This window comes from Streptomyces sp. NPDC026538, from assembly GCF_055567535.1.
On sequence record NZ_JBVHQG010000012.1, the window covers coordinates 144,657 to 166,119 of the forward strand.

Annotated in this window: 22 protein-coding genes and 1 riboswitch; of the genes, 15 read left to right on the forward strand and 7 right to left on the reverse strand. The window is 71.1% G+C overall.

The genetic code is table 11. The features are described 5' to 3' along the window. Positions 1 to 3 precede the first annotated feature (3 nt). Together ACZ4N4_RS37435 and ACZ4N4_RS37440 are read right to left on the reverse strand one after the other, a co-directional pair. A complete protein-coding gene (locus tag ACZ4N4_RS37435; RefSeq protein WP_037672587.1) occupies positions 4 to 306 on the reverse strand; it encodes an urease subunit gamma in 303 nt (100 codons plus the stop codon). Between the two features lie 348 nt (positions 307 to 654). After that, complete coding sequence (locus tag ACZ4N4_RS37440) at positions 655 to 933, reverse strand: type II toxin-antitoxin system Phd/YefM family antitoxin (protein ID WP_453563675.1); 279 nt, start codon at positions 931 to 933, stop codon at positions 655 to 657. Between the two features lie 151 nt (positions 934 to 1,084). Between ACZ4N4_RS37440 and ACZ4N4_RS37445 the strand changes: the two genes are divergently transcribed. The 3 genes from ACZ4N4_RS37445 to ACZ4N4_RS37455 all read left to right on the forward strand — a co-directional run bounded on the left by ACZ4N4_RS37445 (position 1,085) and on the right by ACZ4N4_RS37455 (position 3,056). Then, positions 1,085 to 1,720, forward strand: a complete 636-nt coding sequence (locus tag ACZ4N4_RS37445) for an ATP-dependent Clp protease proteolytic subunit (protein ID WP_467597322.1) — start codon at positions 1,085 to 1,087, stop codon at positions 1,718 to 1,720. Positions 1,721 to 1,725: 5 nt separating this feature from the next. Further along, positions 1,726 to 2,034: a hypothetical protein gene (locus ACZ4N4_RS37450; RefSeq protein WP_351326565.1), complete on the forward strand. Its 309-nt coding sequence runs from the start codon at positions 1,726 to 1,728 to the stop codon at positions 2,032 to 2,034. Positions 2,035 to 2,389: 355 nt separating this feature from the next. Continuing rightward, positions 2,390 to 2,579, forward strand: a riboswitch (cyclic di-AMP (ydaO/yuaA leader). Positions 2,580 to 2,582: 3 nt separating this feature from the next. Next, positions 2,583 to 3,056, forward strand: coding sequence for a C40 family peptidase (locus tag ACZ4N4_RS37455; protein ID WP_453563672.1), 474 nt, complete (start codon positions 2,583 to 2,585; stop codon positions 3,054 to 3,056). Between the two features lie 33 nt (positions 3,057 to 3,089). Here ACZ4N4_RS37455 and ACZ4N4_RS37460 read toward each other — a convergent pair whose 3' ends face one another. Next, complete coding sequence (locus ACZ4N4_RS37460) at positions 3,090 to 3,548, reverse strand: ATP-binding protein (protein WP_453563670.1); 459 nt, start codon at positions 3,546 to 3,548, stop codon at positions 3,090 to 3,092. A 212-nt stretch (positions 3,549 to 3,760) separates the two neighbouring features. Between ACZ4N4_RS37460 and ACZ4N4_RS37465 the strand changes: the two genes are divergently transcribed. Together ACZ4N4_RS37465 and ACZ4N4_RS37470 are read left to right on the forward strand one after the other, a co-directional pair. Next, positions 3,761 to 4,621 (forward strand): helix-turn-helix domain-containing protein, encoded by an 861-nt coding sequence (locus tag ACZ4N4_RS37465; protein ID WP_467597325.1) that lies wholly within the window; start codon positions 3,761 to 3,763, stop codon positions 4,619 to 4,621. Positions 4,622 to 4,630: 9 nt separating this feature from the next. Further along, the gene (locus ACZ4N4_RS37470) at positions 4,631 to 4,858 is read left to right on the forward strand and encodes a DUF397 domain-containing protein (RefSeq protein ID WP_467597328.1); all 228 of its coding nucleotides are present in this window, start codon (positions 4,631 to 4,633) and stop codon (positions 4,856 to 4,858) included. Between the two features lie 59 nt (positions 4,859 to 4,917). Here the strand turns inward: ACZ4N4_RS37470 and ACZ4N4_RS37475 are convergent, their stop codons facing one another. Further along, positions 4,918 to 6,045: an 8-amino-7-oxononanoate synthase gene (locus ACZ4N4_RS37475; RefSeq protein WP_450763504.1), complete on the reverse strand. Its 1,128-nt coding sequence runs from the start codon at positions 6,043 to 6,045 to the stop codon at positions 4,918 to 4,920. A 147-nt stretch (positions 6,046 to 6,192) separates the two neighbouring features. Here ACZ4N4_RS37475 and bioB point away from each other — a divergent pair, with 147 nt between their 5' ends. The 5 genes from bioB (at position 6,193) to ACZ4N4_RS37500 (ending at position 12,392) form a co-directional block, all read left to right on the forward strand. Next, positions 6,193 to 7,398 carry a biotin synthase BioB gene (bioB, locus tag ACZ4N4_RS37480; RefSeq protein ID WP_467597331.1) on the forward strand — a complete coding sequence of 402 codons (1,206 nt, stop codon included), beginning with the start codon at positions 6,193 to 6,195 and terminating at the stop codon, positions 7,396 to 7,398. Next, the gene (locus tag ACZ4N4_RS37485; protein WP_453563663.1) at positions 7,391 to 8,671 is read left to right on the forward strand and encodes an adenosylmethionine--8-amino-7-oxononanoate transaminase; all 1,281 of its coding nucleotides are present in this window, start codon (positions 7,391 to 7,393) and stop codon (positions 8,669 to 8,671) included. Before bioB ends, ACZ4N4_RS37485 begins: the two co-directional genes overlap by 8 nt. Before the next feature lie 2 nt (positions 8,672 to 8,673). Beyond that, entirely contained in the window at positions 8,674 to 9,399 is a 726-nt protein-coding gene (gene bioD, locus ACZ4N4_RS37490; protein ID WP_467597334.1) for a dethiobiotin synthase, read from the forward strand. 285 nt (positions 9,400 to 9,684) lie between these two features. After that, positions 9,685 to 10,527: a hypothetical protein gene (locus ACZ4N4_RS37495; RefSeq protein WP_467597337.1), complete on the forward strand. Its 843-nt coding sequence runs from the start codon at positions 9,685 to 9,687 to the stop codon at positions 10,525 to 10,527. A gap of 500 nt (positions 10,528 to 11,027) precedes the next feature. After that, positions 11,028 to 12,392, forward strand: coding sequence for a glutamate decarboxylase (locus ACZ4N4_RS37500; RefSeq protein WP_467597340.1), 1,365 nt, complete (start codon positions 11,028 to 11,030; stop codon positions 12,390 to 12,392). Positions 12,393 to 12,606: 214 nt separating this feature from the next. On the opposite strand, the gene ACZ4N4_RS37505 is transcribed toward ACZ4N4_RS37500, so the two are convergent. Continuing rightward, positions 12,607 to 14,787, reverse strand: a complete 2,181-nt coding sequence (locus tag ACZ4N4_RS37505) for a helix-turn-helix transcriptional regulator (protein WP_467597343.1) — start codon at positions 14,785 to 14,787, stop codon at positions 12,607 to 12,609. A 116-nt stretch (positions 14,788 to 14,903) separates the two neighbouring features. Here ACZ4N4_RS37505 and ACZ4N4_RS37510 point away from each other — a divergent pair, with 116 nt between their 5' ends. Together ACZ4N4_RS37510 and ACZ4N4_RS37515 are read left to right on the forward strand one after the other, a co-directional pair. Next, on the forward strand, positions 14,904 to 15,590 hold the full coding sequence (locus tag ACZ4N4_RS37510) for an esterase/lipase family protein (protein ID WP_453563656.1): 687 nt from the start codon (positions 14,904 to 14,906) through the stop codon (positions 15,588 to 15,590). 75 nt (positions 15,591 to 15,665) lie between these two features. Further along, the gene (locus tag ACZ4N4_RS37515) at positions 15,666 to 16,349 is read left to right on the forward strand and encodes a class I SAM-dependent methyltransferase (protein WP_467597346.1); all 684 of its coding nucleotides are present in this window, start codon (positions 15,666 to 15,668) and stop codon (positions 16,347 to 16,349) included. 12 nt (positions 16,350 to 16,361) lie between these two features. On the opposite strand, the gene ACZ4N4_RS37520 is transcribed toward ACZ4N4_RS37515, so the two are convergent. Continuing rightward, positions 16,362 to 16,736 (reverse strand): fic family toxin-antitoxin system, toxin component, encoded by a 375-nt coding sequence (locus ACZ4N4_RS37520; protein ID WP_450763491.1) that lies wholly within the window; start codon positions 16,734 to 16,736, stop codon positions 16,362 to 16,364. A 4-nt stretch (positions 16,737 to 16,740) separates the two neighbouring features. Next, complete coding sequence (locus ACZ4N4_RS37525; protein ID WP_351698264.1) at positions 16,741 to 16,992, reverse strand: toxin-antitoxin system HicB family antitoxin; 252 nt, start codon at positions 16,990 to 16,992, stop codon at positions 16,741 to 16,743. A 129-nt stretch (positions 16,993 to 17,121) separates the two neighbouring features. Between ACZ4N4_RS37525 and ACZ4N4_RS37530 the strand changes: the two genes are divergently transcribed. Genes ACZ4N4_RS37530 through ACZ4N4_RS37540 form a run of 3 tightly spaced genes read left to right on the forward strand, consistent with a single transcriptional unit; the run spans position 17,122 to position 21,433 of the window. Then, a complete protein-coding gene (locus tag ACZ4N4_RS37530) occupies positions 17,122 to 17,964 on the forward strand; it encodes an ABC transporter ATP-binding protein (protein ID WP_453563652.1) in 843 nt (280 codons plus the stop codon). Between the two features lie 4 nt (positions 17,965 to 17,968). Next, a complete protein-coding gene (locus tag ACZ4N4_RS37535) occupies positions 17,969 to 20,536 on the forward strand; it encodes an ABC transporter permease (RefSeq protein ID WP_467597350.1) in 2,568 nt (855 codons plus the stop codon). Positions 20,537 to 20,578: 42 nt separating this feature from the next. Next, positions 20,579 to 21,433, forward strand: coding sequence for a TIGR03621 family F420-dependent LLM class oxidoreductase (locus tag ACZ4N4_RS37540; protein WP_467597353.1), 855 nt, complete (start codon positions 20,579 to 20,581; stop codon positions 21,431 to 21,433). Positions 21,434 to 21,463 lie beyond the last annotated feature (30 nt).

Consider the following 21,463-nt stretch of genomic DNA (forward strand, 5'->3'; position numbering starts at 1 on the left):
TCCTCAGACGATCGGGTCGTGGACGGTGACGAGCTTGGTGCCGTCCGGGAAGGTCGCCTCCACCTGGACGTCGTGGATCATCTCGGGGATGCCCTCCATGACGTCGTCCCTGGTGAGGAGCTTGCGCCCGGAGGCCATGAGTTCGGCGACGGTACGGCCGTCACGAGCGCCTTCGAGGATGTGCGACGTGATGAGAGCGATCGCCTCGGGGTGGTTCAGCCGCAGTCCGCGGGCCCGGCGCTTCTCGGCCACGTCGGCCGCCACGTGGATCAGCAGCCTCTCTTGCTCGTGCGGGGTCAGTTGCACGTCCCACCTCACAGTCCTCGCTCCGGACCGTGCGGGGCCCGGTTTCCGCAGCCACCGCGACAGATCGGGCTCAGGAACCCGATCCGGATACGAAAACCCCTGGTGGCGTGGATCGGCAGGCTAGTTCGCCGGAGTTTCGACGACGTTAACCGGACCTTGATCATCTGATGACCGGTGCACGGGGGGCGCGTCCCGGCGCACGGCGCGCACCACCCGCGCCGGCGGCTGCCACTCCACCGCCGCCCTCACGCCCGTACGGGTGAACACCGGGTCGCCGGGGGCCGTCGGCACACGCGTCGGCCCTCCCCCGACGCCCGGGGGAGGGCCGATGTCACGACAGGGGGAGGGTCAGGAGCCCGCGGCGCCCCGGTGTTCGGCCGTGATGCCGAAGCGGCCGCGCTCCGGGCGTACGGCGGCGGTCTCGCGGACCGTGGAGACCGCGCTGACCACCTGGCCCTCGGCGGCTTCAGAGAGCGCATCGAGGCGCTCGAGGTCGGCGGCGGAGACGAGGGCGACGAGAGGCTTGCCGTGCCGCGTCACGACAACGCGCTCACCGCCGTACACCACCCGGTTGATCAGTTCGGCGAGCTCAGCCCTGGCTTGCGTCACCGGAATCTCGTAGGCCATGCCCCCAGCTTACGGGGCACCTCGGACAACACATCTTGTTCGGCGACAGCGGAATCCCCGCAGCGCACCCTCCCGAGGTTCTGTACGTCCTGTACATTTCTGACGGAGAGTCCGGCCGCTGAGACAGCTCAGCCGCGAGGAGGGGTACGCCATGACCCGACCGTCCGCCCGCTATGTCCTGCCCGAGTTCACCGAACGCACCGGCTCCGGGCAGCGCACCCTGGACCCGTACTCGAAGCTGCTGGAGGAGCGGATCGTCTTCCTCGGCGCGCCCGTCGACGAGACCTCGGCCAACGATGTGATGGCCCAGTTCATGTACCTGGAGCACGCGGCGCCGGAGCGGGACATCTCGCTGTACATCAACTCTCCGGGCGGCTCGTTCAGCGCGATGGCCGCGATCTACGACACCGTCCGGTACGTCACCTGTGACGTGGAGACGATCTGCCTGGGGCAGGCCGGGGCGTCGGCCGCGGTGCTGCTCGCGGCGGGCACCCCGGGCAAGCGTTCCGTGCTGCCGGGTGCGCGCGTCGTGCTCCAGCAGCCGTCGCTGCCGGAACCGGTACAGGGCCAGCCGAGTGATCTGGCCATCCGGGCGGCGGAGTTGGACCGGACCCGCGCGCTGCTGGAAGAGATGCTCGTCCGGCACACCGGGCGCACACCGGCCCAGGTACACCAGGACCTGGAGCGCGATCTGGTGCTGGACGCGCCCGCGGCGCTGGCGTACGGACTGGTGGACCGGATCGTGCCGGGCCGGCGGACCTCGCTCGGTCTTCCGGACGCGGGGTGAGCGCGATGCTGCCACCGGAGCTGCCGCCGCTGCCCGCGCTGACCCGCGCCGAGGGCGAGTTGATCGACCGTTATCTGGACGTGGTCGACCTGCTGGGCCGAATCAACCCGGCGCAGAACGAGGACACCTATCGTGGGCTGCGCGCCGCGCAGGCGCTGGTGCGCGCGGCGGCCGAGTTGCGCGACGCCCTCGCCCTGATGCATCGCCGGGGCGAGACGGAGCTTCACGGGGACACGCTGGCACGCGCGTTGCGGGTGCTCGACGGCGAGCGCCGGACCGCGCGCGTCGCACTCCCGCCCGACTGCGTACCGTGACGCCGGGGGAAGTCCGGAGCGACGCGTCCACCGGCCGACCGGGCCCGAGTTGAAACGACCCAAAGGGGTTACCGCCGTTCGGCGGAGGATGGCACGGTTTTACCTGAGCGACGGACCCGCTCAAGGTGCGTGCTCCAAGGTGTCCGCGGAGGGCTTCGGTGCAGGTCCGGAGCTACGTCGGGCAGTTGACGACTAATCGAACACAGTGCTGTCCACCCGAACGGGTGGGTGGTGAGTAACACCACAAATCCACGGTTCCGTTGGGATTTTCGGACACGGGTGCGTGAAGATCCCTGTCTGACGACAAGCCCCCGCCACAGCGGCGGGGCGATCCGGGCGGACGCCGAATCCTGCCGCCGTCCGGATGCCCGGTCGACGGAAGTGCATCGGCAGGAGTGGAGGACCCAAGCACGACGGGTCGCCGGAACGGTCGCACCATGACCGGTCCGCGCAGCCCTTGGGGTGAAGCCGTGGCAACACGGCCGGGCAACTTCGCCAGCCCGAATCCGACAGGTCATCCTTCACAGGCGGCTGACGAAGGGTTGCGCATGACTGCGCTCAATCGTGTCCCGTCGCTGATGGCGCGGGCCGGAACGGCCTCGGCGCTCACCATCGCCGCCGTGGGCGGCTCCATCGTGATCCCGGGGGTCGCCTCCGACGCCTCGGCCGCCACGATAGGGACGAAAGCACTTCAGATCGCGGCCTCGAAGAAGGGCTCGCCCTACAGGTGGGGTGCCACCGGACCGAACCGGTTCGACTGCTCCGGGCTCACGCTGTACTCGTTCAAGAAGGCGGGCAAGAAGCTCCCGCGAACGGCGGCCCAGCAGTACAACAAGACCCGTCACATCTCGGCCGGCAACCGCAAGGCCGGGGACCTGGTCTTCTTCCACTCGGGTTCCAGCGTGTACCACGTCGGCATCTACGCCGGGAAGGGAAGGATCTGGCACGCCCCTAGGACCGGGGACGTGGTGAAGCTCCAGAAGATCTGGACGCGAAGCGTCTGGTACGGCCGGGTCAGCTGACCCACCCAGCGGCCGGCCGGCGGGAACTCGGGGCTACGGTTCCTGCTGGCCGGCGGCGGTGACCGTACCGGCCGGGACTGCCCAGGGCAGTTCGATGAAGACGGTCTTGCCGCCCTCCCGGGTGGGGCGCACCCGGAGCTTGCCGCCGCACTCCGCGGTGAGCCAGCGGATGATGACCATGCCGCGCCCGTTGTCCTGCTGGACCGCGGCTGGGAGTCTCTTGGGGAACCGCGGATGGCTGTCCGTGACACCGATGCGCAGCTGTTCGTCACGGTCCAGGACGAGGGCCACCGTGAAGGTGGGTGACTGCCCGAAGGTGTGCTGCACCGCGTTGGTGGCGAGTTCGGAGACGATGAGGCGGATGGTGTCCGCGGCCTCCGTCTCCGGTGGCAGCCCCCATTCCGCGAGGGTGCTCAGCACGTAGGAGCGGGCCGCGTAGACCGAGGCGGGATCGCTCGGCAGAGTGACGGATGCTTCCAGGTGGTCTGCCATGGCGACGTCGTCCCTTTCCCACGGGACCGGAGTCCGACACGGTGCGTGTGGTTCGAGTACGGTCCCGGACTGGTGCTTCTTCGTCAGACTGCCATTACCAGGGCGGTCAGGGGAGCGATCCACCAAGATATGCATATATCTGTCGCTCGATGCGGTGAACTCTGCTACCCCAGAGCGTATTTGGGCGGCTCGGAAGGAGTAAGGAGTAGCCCATGCAGAACGGTCCCGCGGTACGCCGCCGCAAACTGGGCGCCGAACTGCGCACCCTGCGCACCGGCGCCGGCCTCACGAGCGGTGAAGCCGCCCGTCTGGTGGGCTGGCATCAGTCGAAAGTGAGCCGGATCGAGACCGGCGCCAGCGGTGTGAAACCGGCCGATGTGCGGTTACTCCTGGACGCCTACGGCGTGGTCCAGGGGCAACTGCGCGAGTTACTGCTGGTGTTGGCGGGGTCGGAGGACACGGCCGGGCGGCACCACTGGTGGCACGCCTATCGTGGGGTGCTGCCGCCCACCTACCGGGATTTCATCAGCCTGGAGTCGCAGGCCAGTGCGATGCGCACGCTGGAGACCTCGGTCGTACCGGGACTGCTGCAGACCCCCGAGTACGCGCGTGCCGTGACCCGGGTGGCCGCCGACGGGCTCGACGACGATGCGCTGGACGCTCTCGTGCAGGTACGTATGGCCAGGCAGGACGTACTGCGCAACCGTCCGCCGCTGGAGCTGAGCGCGGTGCTGGACGAGGCGGTGCTGCGCCGGGAGGTCGGCGGTCCGGGCGTGATGGCCAGACAGCTGGAGCGGCTGGTGGAGTCGGCCCGGCTGCCCCAGGTACGGCTCCAGGTGCTGCCGTTCTCGGCCGGAGCGCATATCGGCATCACCGGGCCTTTCGTAATCTTCTCATTTCCGAGCACTTCTGATCTGGACGTGGTTGTTCTCGACCAGTTGACGAGTAGCCTCTACCTCGAGCGGAAAGAAGACCTCCAGGCCTACACGGAGGCCTTCAACACCCTTCAGATTCACGCCCTTTCGCCCGAGGACTCGTTGGATTACATCGCCGGGATAGGTGACGGCGCGTAAGGAGGCACCATGACTGCACTGCCTCGGAACGTTCCTTCAAGTGCTGATCTGCACGGACTGCGGTGGCTGCGCAGCAGCTACAGCACCGGAGCGAACAACTGTGTGGAGACGGCACGGCCGCGCTCCGGTCGGCTGGCCGGACTGCTCGCCGTGCGCGACTCCAAGGATCCGGCCGGACCCGCGCTGCTCTTCTCCCCCGGGAGCTGGGCGGGTTTCGTGTCGGCGCTCACCGGCTGATCAGACCGTAACCGACTCCGTATCCGCATTCGGTCAGGACCCGGCCCTGTCACGCCGACTCATGGTCGTGTCCCACCGATCACCTGTACAGCGCGTTCGATCTCGGCCCCGGAGAGGTCCGCACGGGCGGTGAGCCTGAGCCGTGAGATGCCGTCCGGCACGGACGGCGGACGGAAACAGCCCACGGCCAGGCCTGCCGTACGGCAGTCGGCCGCCCACCGCACGGCCCCCTCCGGGGACGGGGCCCGCACGGAGACCACGGCGGCGTCCGGACGCACCGCTTCCAGACCCGCGGCGGTCAGCCGTGCGTGCAGTTCCGCGGCGACCTCACGGGCCCGCTCCGCGCGTTCGGGCTCACGGCGCAGCAGCCGTAGCGCCGCCAGGGCCGCCCCCGCCGCGGCGGGGGCCAGGCCGGTGTCGAAGATGAAGGTCCGGGCCGCGTTCACCAGATGGTCGATGACCCGGGCCGGGCCGAGCACGGCCCCGCCCTGACTGCCCAGCGACTTGGACAGGGTCGCCGTGACCACCACGTCGTCGGCACCGGAGAGCCCGGCCGCGTAGGGCGCGCCCCGCCCGCCGTCCCCGAGCACCCCGAGCCCGTGGGCGTCGTCCACGAGCAGCCCGGCGCCGCGCTCCCGGCAGGCCCCGGCCAGGGCGGCCAGCGGTGCCGCGTCGCCGTCCACCGAGAACACCGTGTCGGAGACGACGACCGCGGGCCCCTCATGGGTACCGAGCGCCTTGCGTACGGCGTCCGGGTCGGCGTGTCCGACGACCTGGGTGGTGCCCCGGGCCAGCCGGCAGCCGTCGATCAGCGAGGCGTGGTTGAGGGCGTCGGAGACGATCAGGGAGCCGTGCGGGCCGAGGGTGGTGACGGCGGCGAGGTTGGCGGCGTAGCCGGAGGAGAAGACCAGGGCCGCCTCGAACCCGCAGAATTCGGCCAGCTCGCGCTCCAGCTCGGTGTGGAGCTCGGTGGTGCCGGTGACCAGCCGGGAGCCCGTGGAGCCGCCGCCCCAGGTCCGGGCCGCCCCGGCCGCGCCCTCGGCGACCTCCGGGTGGTGGGCGAGGCCCAGGTAGTCGTTGCTCGCCAGGTCCAGCAGCGGGGAGTCGGCGGCGCGGGGGCGCAGGGTCCGTACCAGTCCGGCGCGGCGGCGGAGTTCCGCCTGTTCGTCGATCCAGCCGAACGCCATGGCTCCTCCGGTGAATTTGTAGGCAGTGAACAGACCCTAGCGGGACCACCAGCCACCCACTGTGTGGCAATACCCACACGTCGAACTGACAGGGTTGTGCAAACTCTCCTTGGCCCGGAGCAGCCTCGTAGTAGAGGATCGGCTCTCATGGACCTGCTGAACACGCTGGTGGACAAGGGGCTTCGGCGCGAGCTGCCGACCCGCGAGGAAGCGCTCGCCGTACTGGCGACCTCCGACGACGACGTGCTCGATGTGGTGGCCGCGGCCGGCAAGGTGCGCCGGCACTGGTTCGGCCGGCGCGTGAAACTCAACTACCTGGTCAACCTCAAGTCGGGCCTGTGTCCTGAGGACTGCTCCTACTGCTCGCAGCGCCTCGGCTCCTCGACGGGGATCCTCAAGTACAGCTGGCTGAAACCCGACGAGGCCTCGAAGGCGGCCGCCGCCGGTCTGGCCGGGGGTGCCAAGCGGGTCTGCCTGGTGGCGAGCGGGCGCGGCCCGACCGACCGGGACGTCGACCGGGTGGCCGGCACCATCAAGGCGATCAAGGAGCAGAACGAGGGCGTCGAGGTGTGCGCCTGCCTCGGTCTGCTCTCCGACGGCCAGGCCGAGCGGCTGCGCGAGGCGGGCGCGGACGCCTACAACCACAACCTCAACACGTCCGAGGGGACGTACGGGGACATCACGACCACGCACACGTACGCCGACCGGGTGGACACCGTCAACAAGGCGCACGCGGCCGGCCTGTCCGCCTGCTCCGGTCTGATCGCCGGCATGGGCGAGACCGACGAGGACCTGGTCGACGTGGTCTTCTCGCTGCGCGAGCTGGACCCGGACTCGGTGCCGGTCAACTTCCTGATCCCGGTCGAGGGCACCCCGCTGGCCAAGGAGTGGAACCTCACCCCGCAGCGCTGTCTGCGGATCCTGGCCATGGTGCGGTTCGTCTGCCCGGACGTCGAGGTCCGTATCGCGGGCGGCCGCGAGGTCCATCTGCGCACCATGCAGCCGCTCGCGCTGCACCTCGCCAACTCGATCTTCCTCGGCGACTACCTCACCACGGAGGGCCAGGCCGGCCAGGCCGACCTGGAGATGATCGCGGACGCCGGGTTCGTGGTCGAGGGCGCCGGCGAGGTGACCCTGCCGCAGCACCGGGCGGAGGTCGCGGCCGGCGGCTGCGGGTCGCACGCCGAGGCCGGGTGCGGGTCGCACGCCGAGGCCGGGAGCGGGTCGGGCTGTGGCGGGCACGACGGCGCCGACCTCTGCGGTACGGCCGCCGCCCAGGCAGGCGAGCCGCGCACCGATCTGGTCGCCGTCCGCCGCCGGGGCGCCGGAACGGATCTCGCGCCCAATGCCTGACCTGGGCGTCCCCGAACTGCTGGAGCTGGACCGGCGGCACGTCTGGCATCCGTACGGACCGATGCCGGGCCGGGCCGAACCGCTCGTCGTGGAGTCGGCGAGCGGGGTCCGGCTGCGGCTCGCGGACGGCTCGGGGGAACTGATCGACGGGATGTCGTCCTGGTGGTCGGCGATCCACGGCTACAACCACCCGGTGCTCAACGAGGCCGCGCGTGACCAGCTCGGCCGGATGAGCCATGTGATGTTCGGCGGGCTCACCCACGAGCCCGCGGTGCGTCTGGCGAAGCTCCTTGTCGACATGTCGCCGGCCGGTCTCGAGCATGTCTTCCTCGCCGACTCCGGCTCGGTCTCGGTCGAGGTCGCGGTCAAGATGTGCCTGCAGTACTGGCGTTCCCTCGGCCGCCCCGCGAAACAGCGCCTGCTGACCTGGCGGGGCGGCTATCACGGCGACACCTGGCAGCCGATGTCGGTGTGCGACCCCGAGGGCGGGATGCACGAGCTGTGGTCCGGGGTGCTGCCCCGCCAGGTCTTCGCGGACGCGCCGCCGGCCGAGTACGAGGAGTCGTACGCCGACCGGCTGCGCTCGCTGATCGAGCGGCACGCGCACGAACTGGCCGCGGTGATCGTGGAGCCGGTGGTGCAGGGCGCGGGCGGGATGCGGTTCCACTCCCCCGGCTATCTGCGGGTCCTGCGCGAGGCCTGCGACGCGCACGACGTGCTGTTGGTGTTCGACGAGATCGCGACCGGCTTCGGCCGTACGGGTGCGCTGTTCGCGGCGGACCACGCGGCCGTCACCCCCGATGTGATGTGCGTGGGCAAGGCGCTGACCGGCGGCTATCTGACGATGGCGGCGACCCTGTGCACGCCCCGGGTGGCCGAGGGCATCTCGCGGGGCGAGGTGCCGGTGCTGGCGCACGGACCGACGTTCATGGGCAACCCGCTGGCGGCCTCCGTGGCCTGTGCCTCGCTCGGGCTGCTGCTGGGCCAGGACTGGCAGGCGGAGGTCAAGCGGATCGAGACGGGACTGCGGGACGGCCTGGCGCCGGCCCGGGAGATCCCCGGCGTACGGGACGTCCGGGTGCTCGGCGCCATCGGGGTCGTACAACTCGACCACGAGGTGGACATGAAGGCCGCCACCGCGGCCGCCGTACGCGAGGGTGTGTGGCTGCGGCCGTTCCGCGACCTGGTCTACACGATGCCCCCGTACGTCACGGGCGACGCGGACGTGGCACGGATCGCGCGCGCGGTGTGTGCCGCCGCGCGGGAGGGATGAACATGCCGATCCTGATCATCACGGGGACGGGCACCGAGGTCGGCAAGACGGTCACCACGGCCGCGGTCGCCGCCGCGGCACTCGCGGCGGGCCGCTCGGTGGCGGTCCTCAAGGCCGCGCAGACCGGGGTACGGCCGGACGAGCGCGGGGACGCCGACGAGGTCGCGCGGCTCGCCGGTCCGGTGACGACGGCCGAACTCGCCCGTTTCCCCGAGCCGCTGGCGCCCGGCACGGCGTCCCGGCGGGCCGGGATGACCCCCGTGCGTCCGCACGAGGTGGCGGAGGCCGCCGCCAAGCTGGCCACCGAGCACGAACTGGTGCTGGTCGAGGGCGCGGGCGGGCTGCTCGTACGGTTCGACGCGGCGGGCGGCACACTGGCGGACGCGGCCCGGCTGCTGAACGCCCCGGTGCTGGTGGTGGCGTCGGCCGGACTCGGCACCCTCAACACCACCGAGCTGACGGCCCGTGAACTGCGGGCCCGTGAGCTGGAGTTGCTGGGCGTGGTGATCGGCAGCTGGCCCAGGTCCCCGGATCTGGCGTCACGTTGCAATGTGGCCGATCTTCCGGAGGTGGCCGGGGCGCCGCTGCTCGGCGCACTGCCGGCGGGGGCCGGAGCGCTGGCGCCCGCCGACTTCCGTGCGGCGGCGCCGGGTTGGCTCTCCGCGCGGCTGGACGGCGGCTGGGACGCGGAGGCGTTCCGGGTGCGGGAAGCGCCTGAGGACTGGTAACCAAGTGAGTTTGTGGCCGGGGGCGGGAGTGACGACGTGTCAGTTCTCGTTGATGCTGCCCCGGGGGAAGGGGGTGGTATCGCCGCCATCCTGCCCGCGTGAGCCGGTCGAACTTCTCTTCCCGCCGCCGAGGCTCCGTCGCCGGTTTCCCGCAGGCGTCCCTGCGCAGTGACCGGGCGTCGGTGCGGCCGGGTACCGTGCCGCACTCCCGCGGGCTGAAGTGACAGTTCGGCAGGACGGCGTTTCGGCCGCCTTCCGATCCTGTCCGACGTCTAGGCTCGGCCCGTGGGACAGCCTGAGGAGCGCGCCGAGGGCGCGGGACCGTTCACCACCCGGCTCACCTGGCACCTTCCCGGCGGCGGCACCGCCGTGTGGGAGTCCCGGCTCGCGCGGCGGCGCGGAGTACTCGCCATCGGTCCCCCCGGTGCGGTGGCCACTCGGCACACCCGTGCGGACGCCGTTGCCCTCACCCGGCTGCGCCGACTCAACGCCATCGCCGCGATCGCCTTCGTCATCGGCGGGGCCCTCTTCGCGGTCGGCGGGGCCGTCGCCCAGTTCGGCTCCGGCGACGCCACCGAGTGCGCCTCGATCTACTTCGCGGGCGGCCTGTTCTTCAACACCGGCGGGTACGTCTCGCTGCTCCAGGTGATCAACGCGCCCCGCCACGTCGGCGGCGGCGAAGGCCGGCTGGTCACTCGCCGCTGGCGGTGGTGGAGTTACGAGCCGATGCGGGTGGACTGGCTGGGCGCGTTCGCCCTCTTCGCGGGCACCCTCGTCTTCGCCGTCAACCTGCTGGACTCCTTCCTGCACGGCCTGAACGTCCGGCAGGTCAACCGGCTGATCTGGGCGCCCGACGTGATCGGCTGCGTCCTCTTCCTGGTCTCCGGCCACCTGGGCTTCGTCGAGGTGTGCCACGGCCGGCCCTGCGCCCGCCCGCACAACCTCGGCTGGTGGATCGTCGTCGTCAACCAGCTCGGCTCCGTCCTGTTCATGGTCTCCGCGCTCGCCGCCTTCACCCGCCCCGCCACCGGCAGCCTGGTGAATGCCGACATCGCCAACTGGGGCACCCTCACCGGCGCCCTGTGCTTCTCCGTCGCCGGCCTCCTCCAACTCGGTGAACATCCATAGGCAGGCGCGGCTTCTTCCGGGACGATCGGGTCCAGGCGAGGAAGGCGGCGGGCGTCAGGGCTGAGCTGCACTAGAGGGATGGTCGGGCGCCGCCGTCGGCGCGCTGGTCGTCGCGGTACTGATCTGGCCGGTGCTGCTGACCTCGGTGGTGCGGCACTGGCGGCGGCGCTGTCGCCGACGCCACGGCCGTCGGCCGGTTTACGGACGCCGGGTCAGGTACTGCTCTGGATCGCCGTCGTCGCCTGGGTGATCACGCTGGTCGGGCTGGTCCGCACTTGACGCGTAGACCGAATCCGCGATCACGACTCCGACCTGTTGCTTAGAGTCTCAAGAGGTGGCTCCTGCGGCTTACTCCACCGTCCATCCACCGGAACGCGGGCTTTCGTGCGGCTGGTGGGCGTCCTCAACCATTCGGGAAGGTAGGCCGTTCGCGTGCATCCCGAGCCGCATCCACAGGTCCTCGGAATGGCTCCCACTCCGGACGTGGTTGAGTCGCCGGTATGACCAAGAGTGACGCCGCGGCTCTGTTCGGCAACCGTTTCCTGACCGCGCCTGCTCCCTCGGAGGAATTCCCCGAGGAGGGCATGACGGCGACGGACGCCATGAGACTGCTGGATGCGGACCTCGCCATGGAGGGCGACCCGCAGCGCAACCTCGCCACGTTCGTCACCACCTGGATGGAGCCGGAGGCGCAACGGATCATCGCGGAGAACCTCCACCGCAACTTCATCGACCACGCGGAGTACCCCATCTCCGCCGAGATCGAGCAGCGCTGCGTGCGCATGCTCGCCGACCTCTTCCACGCACCGGGCAGGACCACCGGATGCCGGACCCAGGGCTCGTCAGAGGCGATCATGCTCGGCGCGCTGTCGCTGAGGTGGAAGTGGCGGGAGCGCCGCCAGGCGGCCAACCTCTCGGTCGACCGGCCCAACCTGGTCTTCGGCGGCGACGTCCACGTCGTGTGGGAGAAGTTCTGCCGCTACTTCGACGTGGAGCCGCGGATCGTGCCGCTCGCGGAGGACAAGTACACGATCGGCCCGGAGGACGTGGAGCCTCACCTCGACGAGAACACGATCGGTGTCGTCGCCGTCCTCGGCACCACGTTCACCGGCCACAAGGACGATGTCGTCGGGATCGACAAGCTCCTGCGGGAGGTCCGCAAGAAGCGGGACCTCGACATCCCGATCCACGTCGACGGCGCCAGCGGCGGCTTCGTGTGGCCCTTCCTCTACCCGGACTCGAAATGGGACTTCCGGCTTGAGCAGGTCCGCTCGATCAACGTATCGGGACACAAGTACGGCCTGGTCTACCCCGGTATCGGCTGGCTGGTCTTCCGCGAGGAGTCCGACCTGGCCAAGGACCTCGTGTTCCACGAGAACTACCTGGGCAAGACCGACGCGACGTTCACACTGAACTTCTCGACCGGAGCGGCGATGGTGCTCGCCCAGTACTACAACTTCGTGCGGCTGGGTCGCCAGGGCTACACCTACGTCATGGAGACGATGCAGAAGAACGCCCACGCGTTGGCGGACAACCTGCGGAGCAGCGGCCGCTTCGAAGTGATCGGCAGCGGCCTCGAGCAGCTGCCGCTGGTCGCCTTCCGCCTTGCCGGCAAGCACACCTACGACGAGTCCGACGTCGCCTGGCAGCTCTCGGCCGAGCGCGGCTGGATGGTGCCGGCGTACACGCTCCCGCCCAACGCGGAGCGGGTGAAGATCCTGCGTGCACTGGTCAAGGAGACCCTGAGCCGCGAGCAGATCGAGCGTCTGACCCAGGACATGGCCGACGCGTGCAGCACCTTGGACCACAAGGGTGCGACCACCGACATCGAGCGGGCCCAGGTCAAGCGCGGCACCGGCTACTGACGCCCGCACCCCCCGGCAGGGGACGGGCGACGAAGTCGCGGCCAAGAACGTGGACCTACGGGTCATCCGACTGCGTGACGCTCTTGTGAGGGCGGCCGTGCGAGGCAGCAAGCGCAGTTCTCCGCGCCCCTTCAGGGGCGCGGGTGGAACGCCCCTCTAGGGGCGCGGGGAACTGCGCGACCAGCCACGATGGCGCCGCACCCGACCGGCGGACCTAGGGCGACTCGCCGAGCAGCCGTACCAGTTCGATCCGGGATCGGATCCCCAACCGGCTGAAGACCCCCCGCAGATGGTGGTCGATGGTGCGTGGGCTCAGATTGAGGCGGTCGGCTATCTCGCGGTTGGTGGCGCCCTCGGCGGCCATCCGGGCGACCATGAGCTGCTGGGCGGTGAGGACGGCGGCCGGGTCGGGCGCCCCGGTGGTGGCAGGTGTCAACGCCGTGCCCAGTGCGCGTAGTTCGGCACGGGCCTGGGCGGCGCAGTGCGGGGCGCCGAAGGACTCGAAGGCGGCCAGCGCGCTGTGCAGCCGGTCGCGGGCCTCGGGGCGCTGCCGCAGCCGGCGCAGGGCCCCGGCGAAGAGCAGCTCGGTACGGGCGCGTTCGAAGTCCCGAGTGCCCCGGGCGTGCAGGTCGAGGGCGGCGCGGTAGTGCTGGACGGCTTCGGCGCCGGGGGCGAGCAGGGCCCGGCAGCGGGCGCTGAGCGCGAGGTCGTCGGTGCTGCGGACGGCGGTGGCCCAGCGGTGGTAGTCGGCGTACGCGGCACGGGCGACCCGGGTGTCCCCGGTGCGCACGGCGGCCTCGACGTAGTGCGGGGTGGCCAGGTGCCGGATGGCCCGGTGGCCGTGTCCGGGGCCGAACCCGGCGAGGGCGCGCAGCCGGGCGGCCGCAGCGGGGAAGCGGCCCCCCGCCAGGTCGAGAAAGGCGAGCGCCCACTGGGCGAGGGCGGCGGGCAGGCCGAGCCCGTGCGCCAGGGCGTAGGCGCGGGCGGCGGCGGCGCGCTCGCGACAGGCCTCCTCGTCGCCCCGGACCGCGGCGAACATGGCGAGCGCGGCCTGGAGATGACAGGCCCCGTTGTCCTGCCCGGTGGCGTGGGCCTGGTCCAGGGCCTCCTGGACGGCGGCCTCGGCGGCCCGGGTACGGCCGGTCCAGAAGTCGGCGTAGGCCCGGAACTCCATGGCCTGAGCGGCCGTCGCCGGGGTGCCGAGGGCGCGGGCCGACGCGGCGGCCCGGAGGGTGGCGGTGGCGGCGCGGGTGTGGTCGCCGAGCATCAGCGCCGCCATGCCGGAGTGGATCAGCAGACCGGGGTCGCCGCCGGGCCCGCAGCGGCCGACGGGGCCCTTGAGGAGGATCCGGGCGTCGTCGTAGCGGCCCTCGACGGCGGCGGCGAGTCCGGCGAGGATGCCGGGCGGGGAGACGCCCAGCCACCGGGCGATGTCCCGGGCCTCGCGGCAGCGTCCGAGGTCGCCGGTGTAGACGGCGGCCTCGGTGGCGAGGGCGAGGAGTTCGGCGGAGTCGACGGAACGTTCCTGCCGGACGGCGGCGGTGAGCAGGGCGTCGAAGGCCTCCGAGGCGTTGCCGGCTCTGAGGGCGAGCACGCCGTCGAGGGCGGAGTCGTCTGTACGGGCGGCGAGCCGTCTCGCCCGGTCGGGCTCTCCGGAGCGCCAGGCATCGGCGGCGGCCAGGGCGAGCAGCCGGGCCTCCGCGACCGGGTCCGGGCAGAGGTCGGCGGCGCGTTCGGCGAGGGCGCGGGCGAGCGCGGGTCTGCCCTCGGCGCGGGCGCGGTCGGCGGCGACCCGGAGTTCCGACGCGAGCCGGGCGCTGGGGCCGAGCGCGGCGGCGCCGCGGTGCCAGGAGCGGCGGGCCGTCTCGTCCTTGCCGCCCAGCACCCGGGCGAGCAGTTGGTGGGCTTCGCGCCGGTCGGCCGGTGAGGCGGTGCCGTAGGCGGCGATCCGGGTCCAGGCGTCCCGGAAGAACACCCCGCCGGCACCGGCGTGGGCGACCCCGGCGGTCTCGGCGGCGTCCAGCGGACGGGTGTCGAGCCGGCCGGCCGTGACCGCGCGCAGGAAGGCGTGGGTGGCGACCGGGTACTGGTCGGCCGCGGCCAGGAGCAGCAGCCGACGGGTGTCGTCGGGCAGGGCACGGATCTCCCGGCGCAGGGCATGGAGCAACCGTGGGGCGAGTTCGGCCGGTTCGGCCGGCAGCGGGTCGAGTCCCGCCGTCTGCCGTGCGGTGAGGCGCGGCACGAGTTCGGCCACGGCGCGCTGATCTTCGTATACGACGCGTCGCACCCGGGCGCGTACGCCCTCGGGGAGCGCCGAAGCCGGGCATGGCCCCGCTTCGGACGTCTGCGGTGGCGAAGTGCGGTCAAGAGGTGGGGGATTCACCGGTATCACCACGCGAAAGACGTTACTGGCGAGTTAGTTGACTCGTAAAGACTGGCGACTTCACCGATGCGGCGCGCGTAGACCCGTCCCGACACTCCTGAACAACCCCACCCGTTTCAGGAGGCATCATGGGACGCGCCAAGCGTCGCATCGCAACCGCTCTGACGGCGATAGCCGGTTCGCTCCTTCTGTCACTCCCCCTGGCCACCACTCCCGCGCAGGCGGCGAGCCACGACCCGGTCGTCTTCGTGCACGGTCTCAGCAGCGACTCCAGCAGCTGGGACAGCTGGATCGCGGACTTCAAGGCCGACGGGTACACCTCGTCGGAGCTGTGGGCCTGGTCGTACGACTGGACGAAGTCGAACGTCACCACCGCGTCGCAGCTGTCGAGCTACATCCAGACCGTGCTCTCGCGGACCGGCGCCTCGAAGGTGGACCTGGTGGTCCACTCCATGGGCGCGCTGAACAGCCGCTACTACCTCAAGAACCTCGGCGGGACCGCGTACGTGGACGACTTCGTGTCGGTCGCCGGGGTGAACCACGGGACGAGCGTCGCCTCGCTGTGCGGATGGCTGTACACGTCCTGCAAGGAGATGACGACCGGCAGCTCCTTCCTGACCGCCCTGAACTCCGGTGACGAGACGCCCGGCAGCGTCTCGTACGCGGCGTACTGGTCGAACTGCGACGCGGCGATCGACCCGGACTCCTCGGCGCTGCTGAGCGGGGCGACCGACGTCGGTGTCGGCTGCATCTCGCACACCGACATGAACGACGACTACGGCGTGTACCAGCAGGTGCGGGACTTCATCGGCTGATCCGGCGGCGGAGGGTGCGACGGGCCTTCGCGGGGGACAATCACCGTAGACCCGCTCCCGTCGGGAGGTATCGTCATGCGGCTGATGTCCACCACTGCCGGGAAACCGGTGCGCGATCCCGTCCACCACCCGCTGTTCGCCCGCTACTACGCCCGCATCAGCGTGACCGCCGAGACCAGGCTCGGGATGGCCGCCGTCCGGGAGCGGCTGCTCTCCGGACTGTCCGGGCGCGTGATCGAGATCGGCGCGGGCAACGGTCTCAATTTCGCGCGGTACCCCAGGGCGGTGGCGGAGGTCGTCGCGATCGAACCGGAGCGCACCCTGCGGCAGTTGGCGGCTCAGGCCGCGGTCCGCGCCGAGGTCCCGGTGGACGTGGTGCCGGGCGCGGCGGAGGCGCTGCCGGTGAAGAGCGAGGCGTACGACGCGGCGGTGCTCTCCCTGGTGCTGTGCAGTGTGCGGGATGTGCCACGGGCGCTCGCGGAGGTACGGCGGGTGCTGCGGCCGGGCGGTGAGCTGCGGTTCTTCGAGCACGGGCGGGGCGGTGGCCCGGCGATGCGGTTCACCCAGCGGGCGCTGGACCGGACGGTGTGGCCGCTGCTGAGCGGCGGCTGCCGGCTGTCCCGGGACCCGATCGCCGAGTTGCGCGCGGCCGGGTTCGAACTCGGCCCGTACCGGCGGGTGTTCCTGCCGGAGAACGGCCTGCGGCTGCCGACCTCGTACTGTGTGCTGGGCGTCGCGCGCAAACCCCCGGGGTCCTGAGCGGCACCCGGTTCACAGGCTCCAGCGGCGCAGTTCCTCCGCGATGTCGGACACGCTCGCCTCTCCGGTCTTCACCAGCCGGGCCAGATCACGGACCTGTTCGGGCGAGGTGGCGACCTTGAGGCCGCTGGCGACCAGGTAGGCGTAGGCGACCGAGGACGCGAAGAGGGCGTTCGAGCGCTCGAGTGCCGGGACGTGGATGAGGAGTTGGAGCAGGGCGGCGGCGCGGGCCTGCGGGGTGTCGTAGACGGGGACGTCGAATATCTCGGCCTGGTGCCTGGCGACGGCGGCGATCAGCGCACCCCAGTCGGTGACCTGGGGGTCACCCGGGGTCTTCTGTTCGGCGAGCATGAGGAGCCAGGCGAGATCGATGGTCAGGTCGTTCAAGGGATCAGTGACGGCCTTCGGTCTTGTCAGACGTATCGGGACCCTGCGCTTCGCCGAATTCCTCCGCGAAGACGGACTCGTACTGCTTCATGAAGTCGGCGGCGGCCTCGACGAACGTACGGCCCGCTTCACCTGTGTCCTGCATGACCAGTTCCTCTATGTAGCGGTTGACGCTCATGCCGCGCGCGAGGGCACGCTCACGGGCCGCCTTGGCGGTGCCCTCGTCCACGCGCACGTTCAGCTGGGTCTTCGCCATACCTAAAAGCTAGCGCGATGACGCTAGCACCGGCAAGCGCGCATCGGAACCGAAAAGTGATACCGCCTGTGGGACGCGTCACACTACGCTCGACCCGGACAAAGAGGCCGCGCGAGCTAGGAGGCAGTCTTGGCCACACCTGCTGCGGAGGCGCCCGCCGCCGAGGGGACAGCAGCCCGGGCACGGGGGCTGACCAAGGCGTACGGCGCGGGCGAGACAGCCGTGCTCGCACTCGACTCGGTGGACGTGGACATCGCACGCGGCCGCTTCACCGCGGTCATGGGCCCGTCGGGCTCCGGCAAGTCCACGCTGATGCACTGTCTGGCGGGACTGGACACCGTGTCGGCCGGCCAGGTCTGGCTCGGCGGCACCGAGATAACGGGGCTGCGGGAGCGCGAGCTGACGCGGCTGCGCCGGGACCGGATCGGGTTCATGTTCCAGTCGTTCAACCTGATCCCGACGTTGAACGCGGTCGAGAACATCACCCTGCCCATGGACATCGCGGGCAAGAAGCCCGACGGGAAGTGGCTGGACCAGGTCGTCGACACGCTGGGGCTGCGGGACCGGCTCAAGCACCGGCCGGCCCAGCTGTCCGGCGGCCAGCAGCAGCGGGTGGCCTGCGCGCGGGCGCTGGCCTCCCGGCCGGAGCTGATCTTCGCCGACGAGCCGACCGGCAACCTGGACTCGCGGGCCGGTCTGGAGGTGCTGGGCTTTCTGCGGGACGCGGTCGACCAGCTCGGTCAGACGGTCGTCATGGTGACACACGACCCGGGCGCTGCCGCCCACTCCGACCTGGTCCTCTTCCTCGCTGACGGCCGGGTGGTGGACCGGATGGAAGGTCCGACGGCGAACGCCGTACTGGAACGCATGCGCCTTTTCCCCGGGGGCCCTGACACGAGCGGTTCCGCCGCGCGGCCAAAGACCCCCGGATCCGACGTGGGACGCGGGCCCGCGGGGCCCGAGGAGGACTGACCCGGTGCTCAAGGCAACCCTGCGGAGCTTCCTGGCCCACAAGGGACGGCTGTTGCTGTCCGCGCTGGCCATCGTCCTGTCCGTGGCGTTCGTCGCGGGCAGCCTGATCTTCTCCGACACCGTCACCCGTACCTTCGACCGGCTGTTCGCCTCCACCTCCGCCGACGTGACGGTTCAACCGAAGGAGGACCTCAAGTCGTCGGTGCCGACCGGCGCCGTGCAGACCGTGCCGGCCGCGTTGAAGGACCAGGTCGCCAAGGTCGACGGGGTCGCGGGCAGCCACGCGGACGTGTCCGTGCAGAACATCGTGGTGGTCGACAGCCACAACAAGTCGGTCGGCCCGACCACCGGCGCCCCGACCATCGCCACCGACTGGTACCTCACCCGTCGCAGCCCCGTGAAGCTCACCTCGGGGCACGCCCCGCAGGGCGCGGGCCAGGCGCTGCTCGACGCCGACACCGCCGACAAGAAGCACGTGCGCATCGGCGACACCCTGACCGTGCAGGCGCAGCCCGGCACCTTCGCGGTGGAGATCGTCGGCATCGCCACCTTCACCACCACCAACCCCGGCGCGGCCCTGGTCTTCCTCGACCCTTCGGTGGCCGCGAAGGAACTGCTGGGCTCCGCCGACCGGGCGACCAGCATCTCGGTGGACGCGGCGCGGGGCGTCCCGGACGCCGAGCTGAAGCGCCGGGTCGGCGAGGCGATCGGCACCGGGACGTACGACGTGAAGACCGCCGACGAGCAGGCCAAGTCCTCGGCCGCGGACCTGGGCGGATTCCTCGACGTCATCAAGTACGTGATGCTCGGGTTCGCCGGCATCGCGACGCTCGTGGGCGTCTTCCTGATCGTCAACACCTTCTCCATGCTGATCGCCCAACGCACCCGTGAGCTGGGCCTGTTGCGCGCGCTGGGCGCCGACCGGCGTCAGGTTCGGCGGTCCGTGCTCACCGAGGCGGTGCTGCTCGGGCTGGTCGGCTCGACGCTGGGACTGGGCGCCGGCATCGGGCTGGCGCTCGGGCTGATCAAGCTGATGACCGCGTTCGGGATGAACCTCAAGACCACCGAGATGGTCATCGGCTGGGGCACCCCCGTCGCCGCCTACGTCGTGGGCGTCGGCGTCACCTTCGTCGCCGCCTACCTGCCCGCCCGGCGTGCCGCCACGGTGTCGCCGATGGCGGCGCTCGCGGACGCCGAGATCGCCGGGGTGGGCAAGCCGCTGAAGACGCGGGCGATCGTCGGCGCCGTCGTCGGGGCACTCGGGGCGGCGGCCCTCGCGGGCTGTGCGACGGCCACGAAGACCGCCTCGGCCGCCACACTGCTGGGCCTCGGGGTGGTGCTGACACTGCTCGCGACCGTCATCGCGGGCCCGCTGCTGGTACGTCCGGTGATCCGTGTCCTCGGCGCGGCCTTCCCCGCCCTGTTCGGCTCGGTCGGCCGGATGAGCCAGCGCAACGCCCTGCGCAACCCGCGCCGCACCGGCGCCACCGCCGCAGCGCTCATGGTGGGGCTCGCCCTGGTCGGCGGGATGTCGGTGGCGAGCGCCTCCATGTCCAAGTCCTTCGACCAGCAGATCGACAAGACGCTGGGCGCCGACTTCGTCATCCAGAACGGCAACTTCCTGCCGTTCACCCGGGCGGTCACCGACAAGGTGCGCGGCACCGAGGGCGTCGGTCTCGTCGTACGGCAGCGGTTCGCGCCGGTGGCGGTACGGCTGCCGGACGGCAAGCGGGTCACCACGACCGCCGCCGGGTACGACCCACAGGTCGACGAGGTCGCCCATGTCTCCTACAAGGGCGGGAACACCGCGGCCGCGCTGGCCGACGGCGGCATCGGCATGGACGCCACCTTCGCCGCGGACCACAAGGTGCGCCTCGGCAGCGTGCTCCCGGTCGAGTTCCAGGGCGGCAAGAGCGCCGAGATGAAGGTGGGCGCCCTCACCGACCAGGACAGCGGCAGTGGCTTCGGCACCCAGGGCGGGCTGTTCTTCGGCATCGCGACCGTGGAGAAGTACGTCCCCGGCGGCCAGGACTCGTCGTTGTACGTCAACCACGCCTCGGGCACCGGCGTGGACCGGCTCCGCGCGAACCTGGAGCGGACCCTGGCCCCGTATCCGCAGGTGCAGGTCCGCGACCAGGCCGACTACAAGAAGCTGGTCCACGACCAGATCGCCGTGCTGCTCTACCTGGTGTACGCGCTGCTGGGCCTGGCGATCGTGATCGCCGTGCTCGGCGTCGTCAACACCCTTGCCCTGTCGGTCGTGGAGCGCACCCGCGAGATCGGGCTGCTGCGCGCGATCGGGCTGGGCCAGCGGCAGCTGCGCCGGATGATCCGGCTGGAGTCGGTGGTGATCGCGGTGTTCGGCGCGGTGCTGGGGCTCGCGCTCGGCCTGGTGTGGGGCGTGTGCACCCAGCAGGTGCTGGCCCTCCAGGGCATGAAGGCGCTGGCGATCCCCTGGGGCACGATCGTCGCGGTGGTGATCGGTTCGGCGGTCGTGGGCATCGTGGCGGCGCTGCTGCCGGCGTTGCGTGCGTCGCGCATGAACGTGCTGGCGGCCATCGCGCACGAGTGATGACATCGTGACGCCCAAGTCGCCTATCGCTGAGGAGAGTTCATGCCGCGTCCGTTCCGCTTCGGGGTCAACCTGCTCACGCCCGCGTCGGCCGACGAGTGGCGCGCGAAGTGCCGGCGCGCCGAGGAGTTCGGGTACGACGTACTCCTCGTCCCCGATCACCTGGGGATGCCGGCGCCCTTCCCGGCACTGGTCGCGGCGGCCGGGGCGACCGAACGGCCACGCCTGGGCACCTTCGTCCTCAACGCGGGTTTCTTCAATCCGGTGCTGCTGGCCCGCGAGGTGGCGACGACCGCCGCGCTGACCGGCGGCCGTCTCGAACTCGGTCTCGGTACCGGCTATGTGCAGGCGGAGCACGAGCAGGCCGGGCTGCCGTTCGGCTCGCCGCGCGAGCGGGTGGACCATCTGCGGCGCACGGTCGAGGAGTTGCTGAAGTCGGACGGCTGCCGGGTGCCGTTGCTGATCGGCGGCAACGGCGACCGGATGCTGCGGTTGACCGCCGAGCACGCCGACATCGCGGCCTTCGCCGGGGCCCGTCTGGCGCCGGGCAGTACGGAGGGCCGCCTGGAGCCGGTCCCGGCGGAGGAGCTCGACGAACGGGTCGCCCGTTACGCGAAGTTGGCGGCGGGCCGCACGGAACCGGCTGAACGGAACCTGCTCATCCAGATCGTCGCGATCACCGACGACCCACGGTCCGCACTCGGCCCACTGCTGGCGCGACGGCCCGAACTGACCCTGGCCCGGGCCCTCGCCCTGCCCACGGTCCTGGTCGGCACCCTGGAGGAGGTCGTCGGCCGGGTGCGGGGGCTGCGCGAGCGGTACGGGTTCTCGTATCTGACCGTCCTGGAGCCGTACATGGAGGTCTTCGCGCCGGTGCTGGCGGAGCTGTCCGCGTAGCGGAACACGGCGACCGCGCCCTACGGGCCC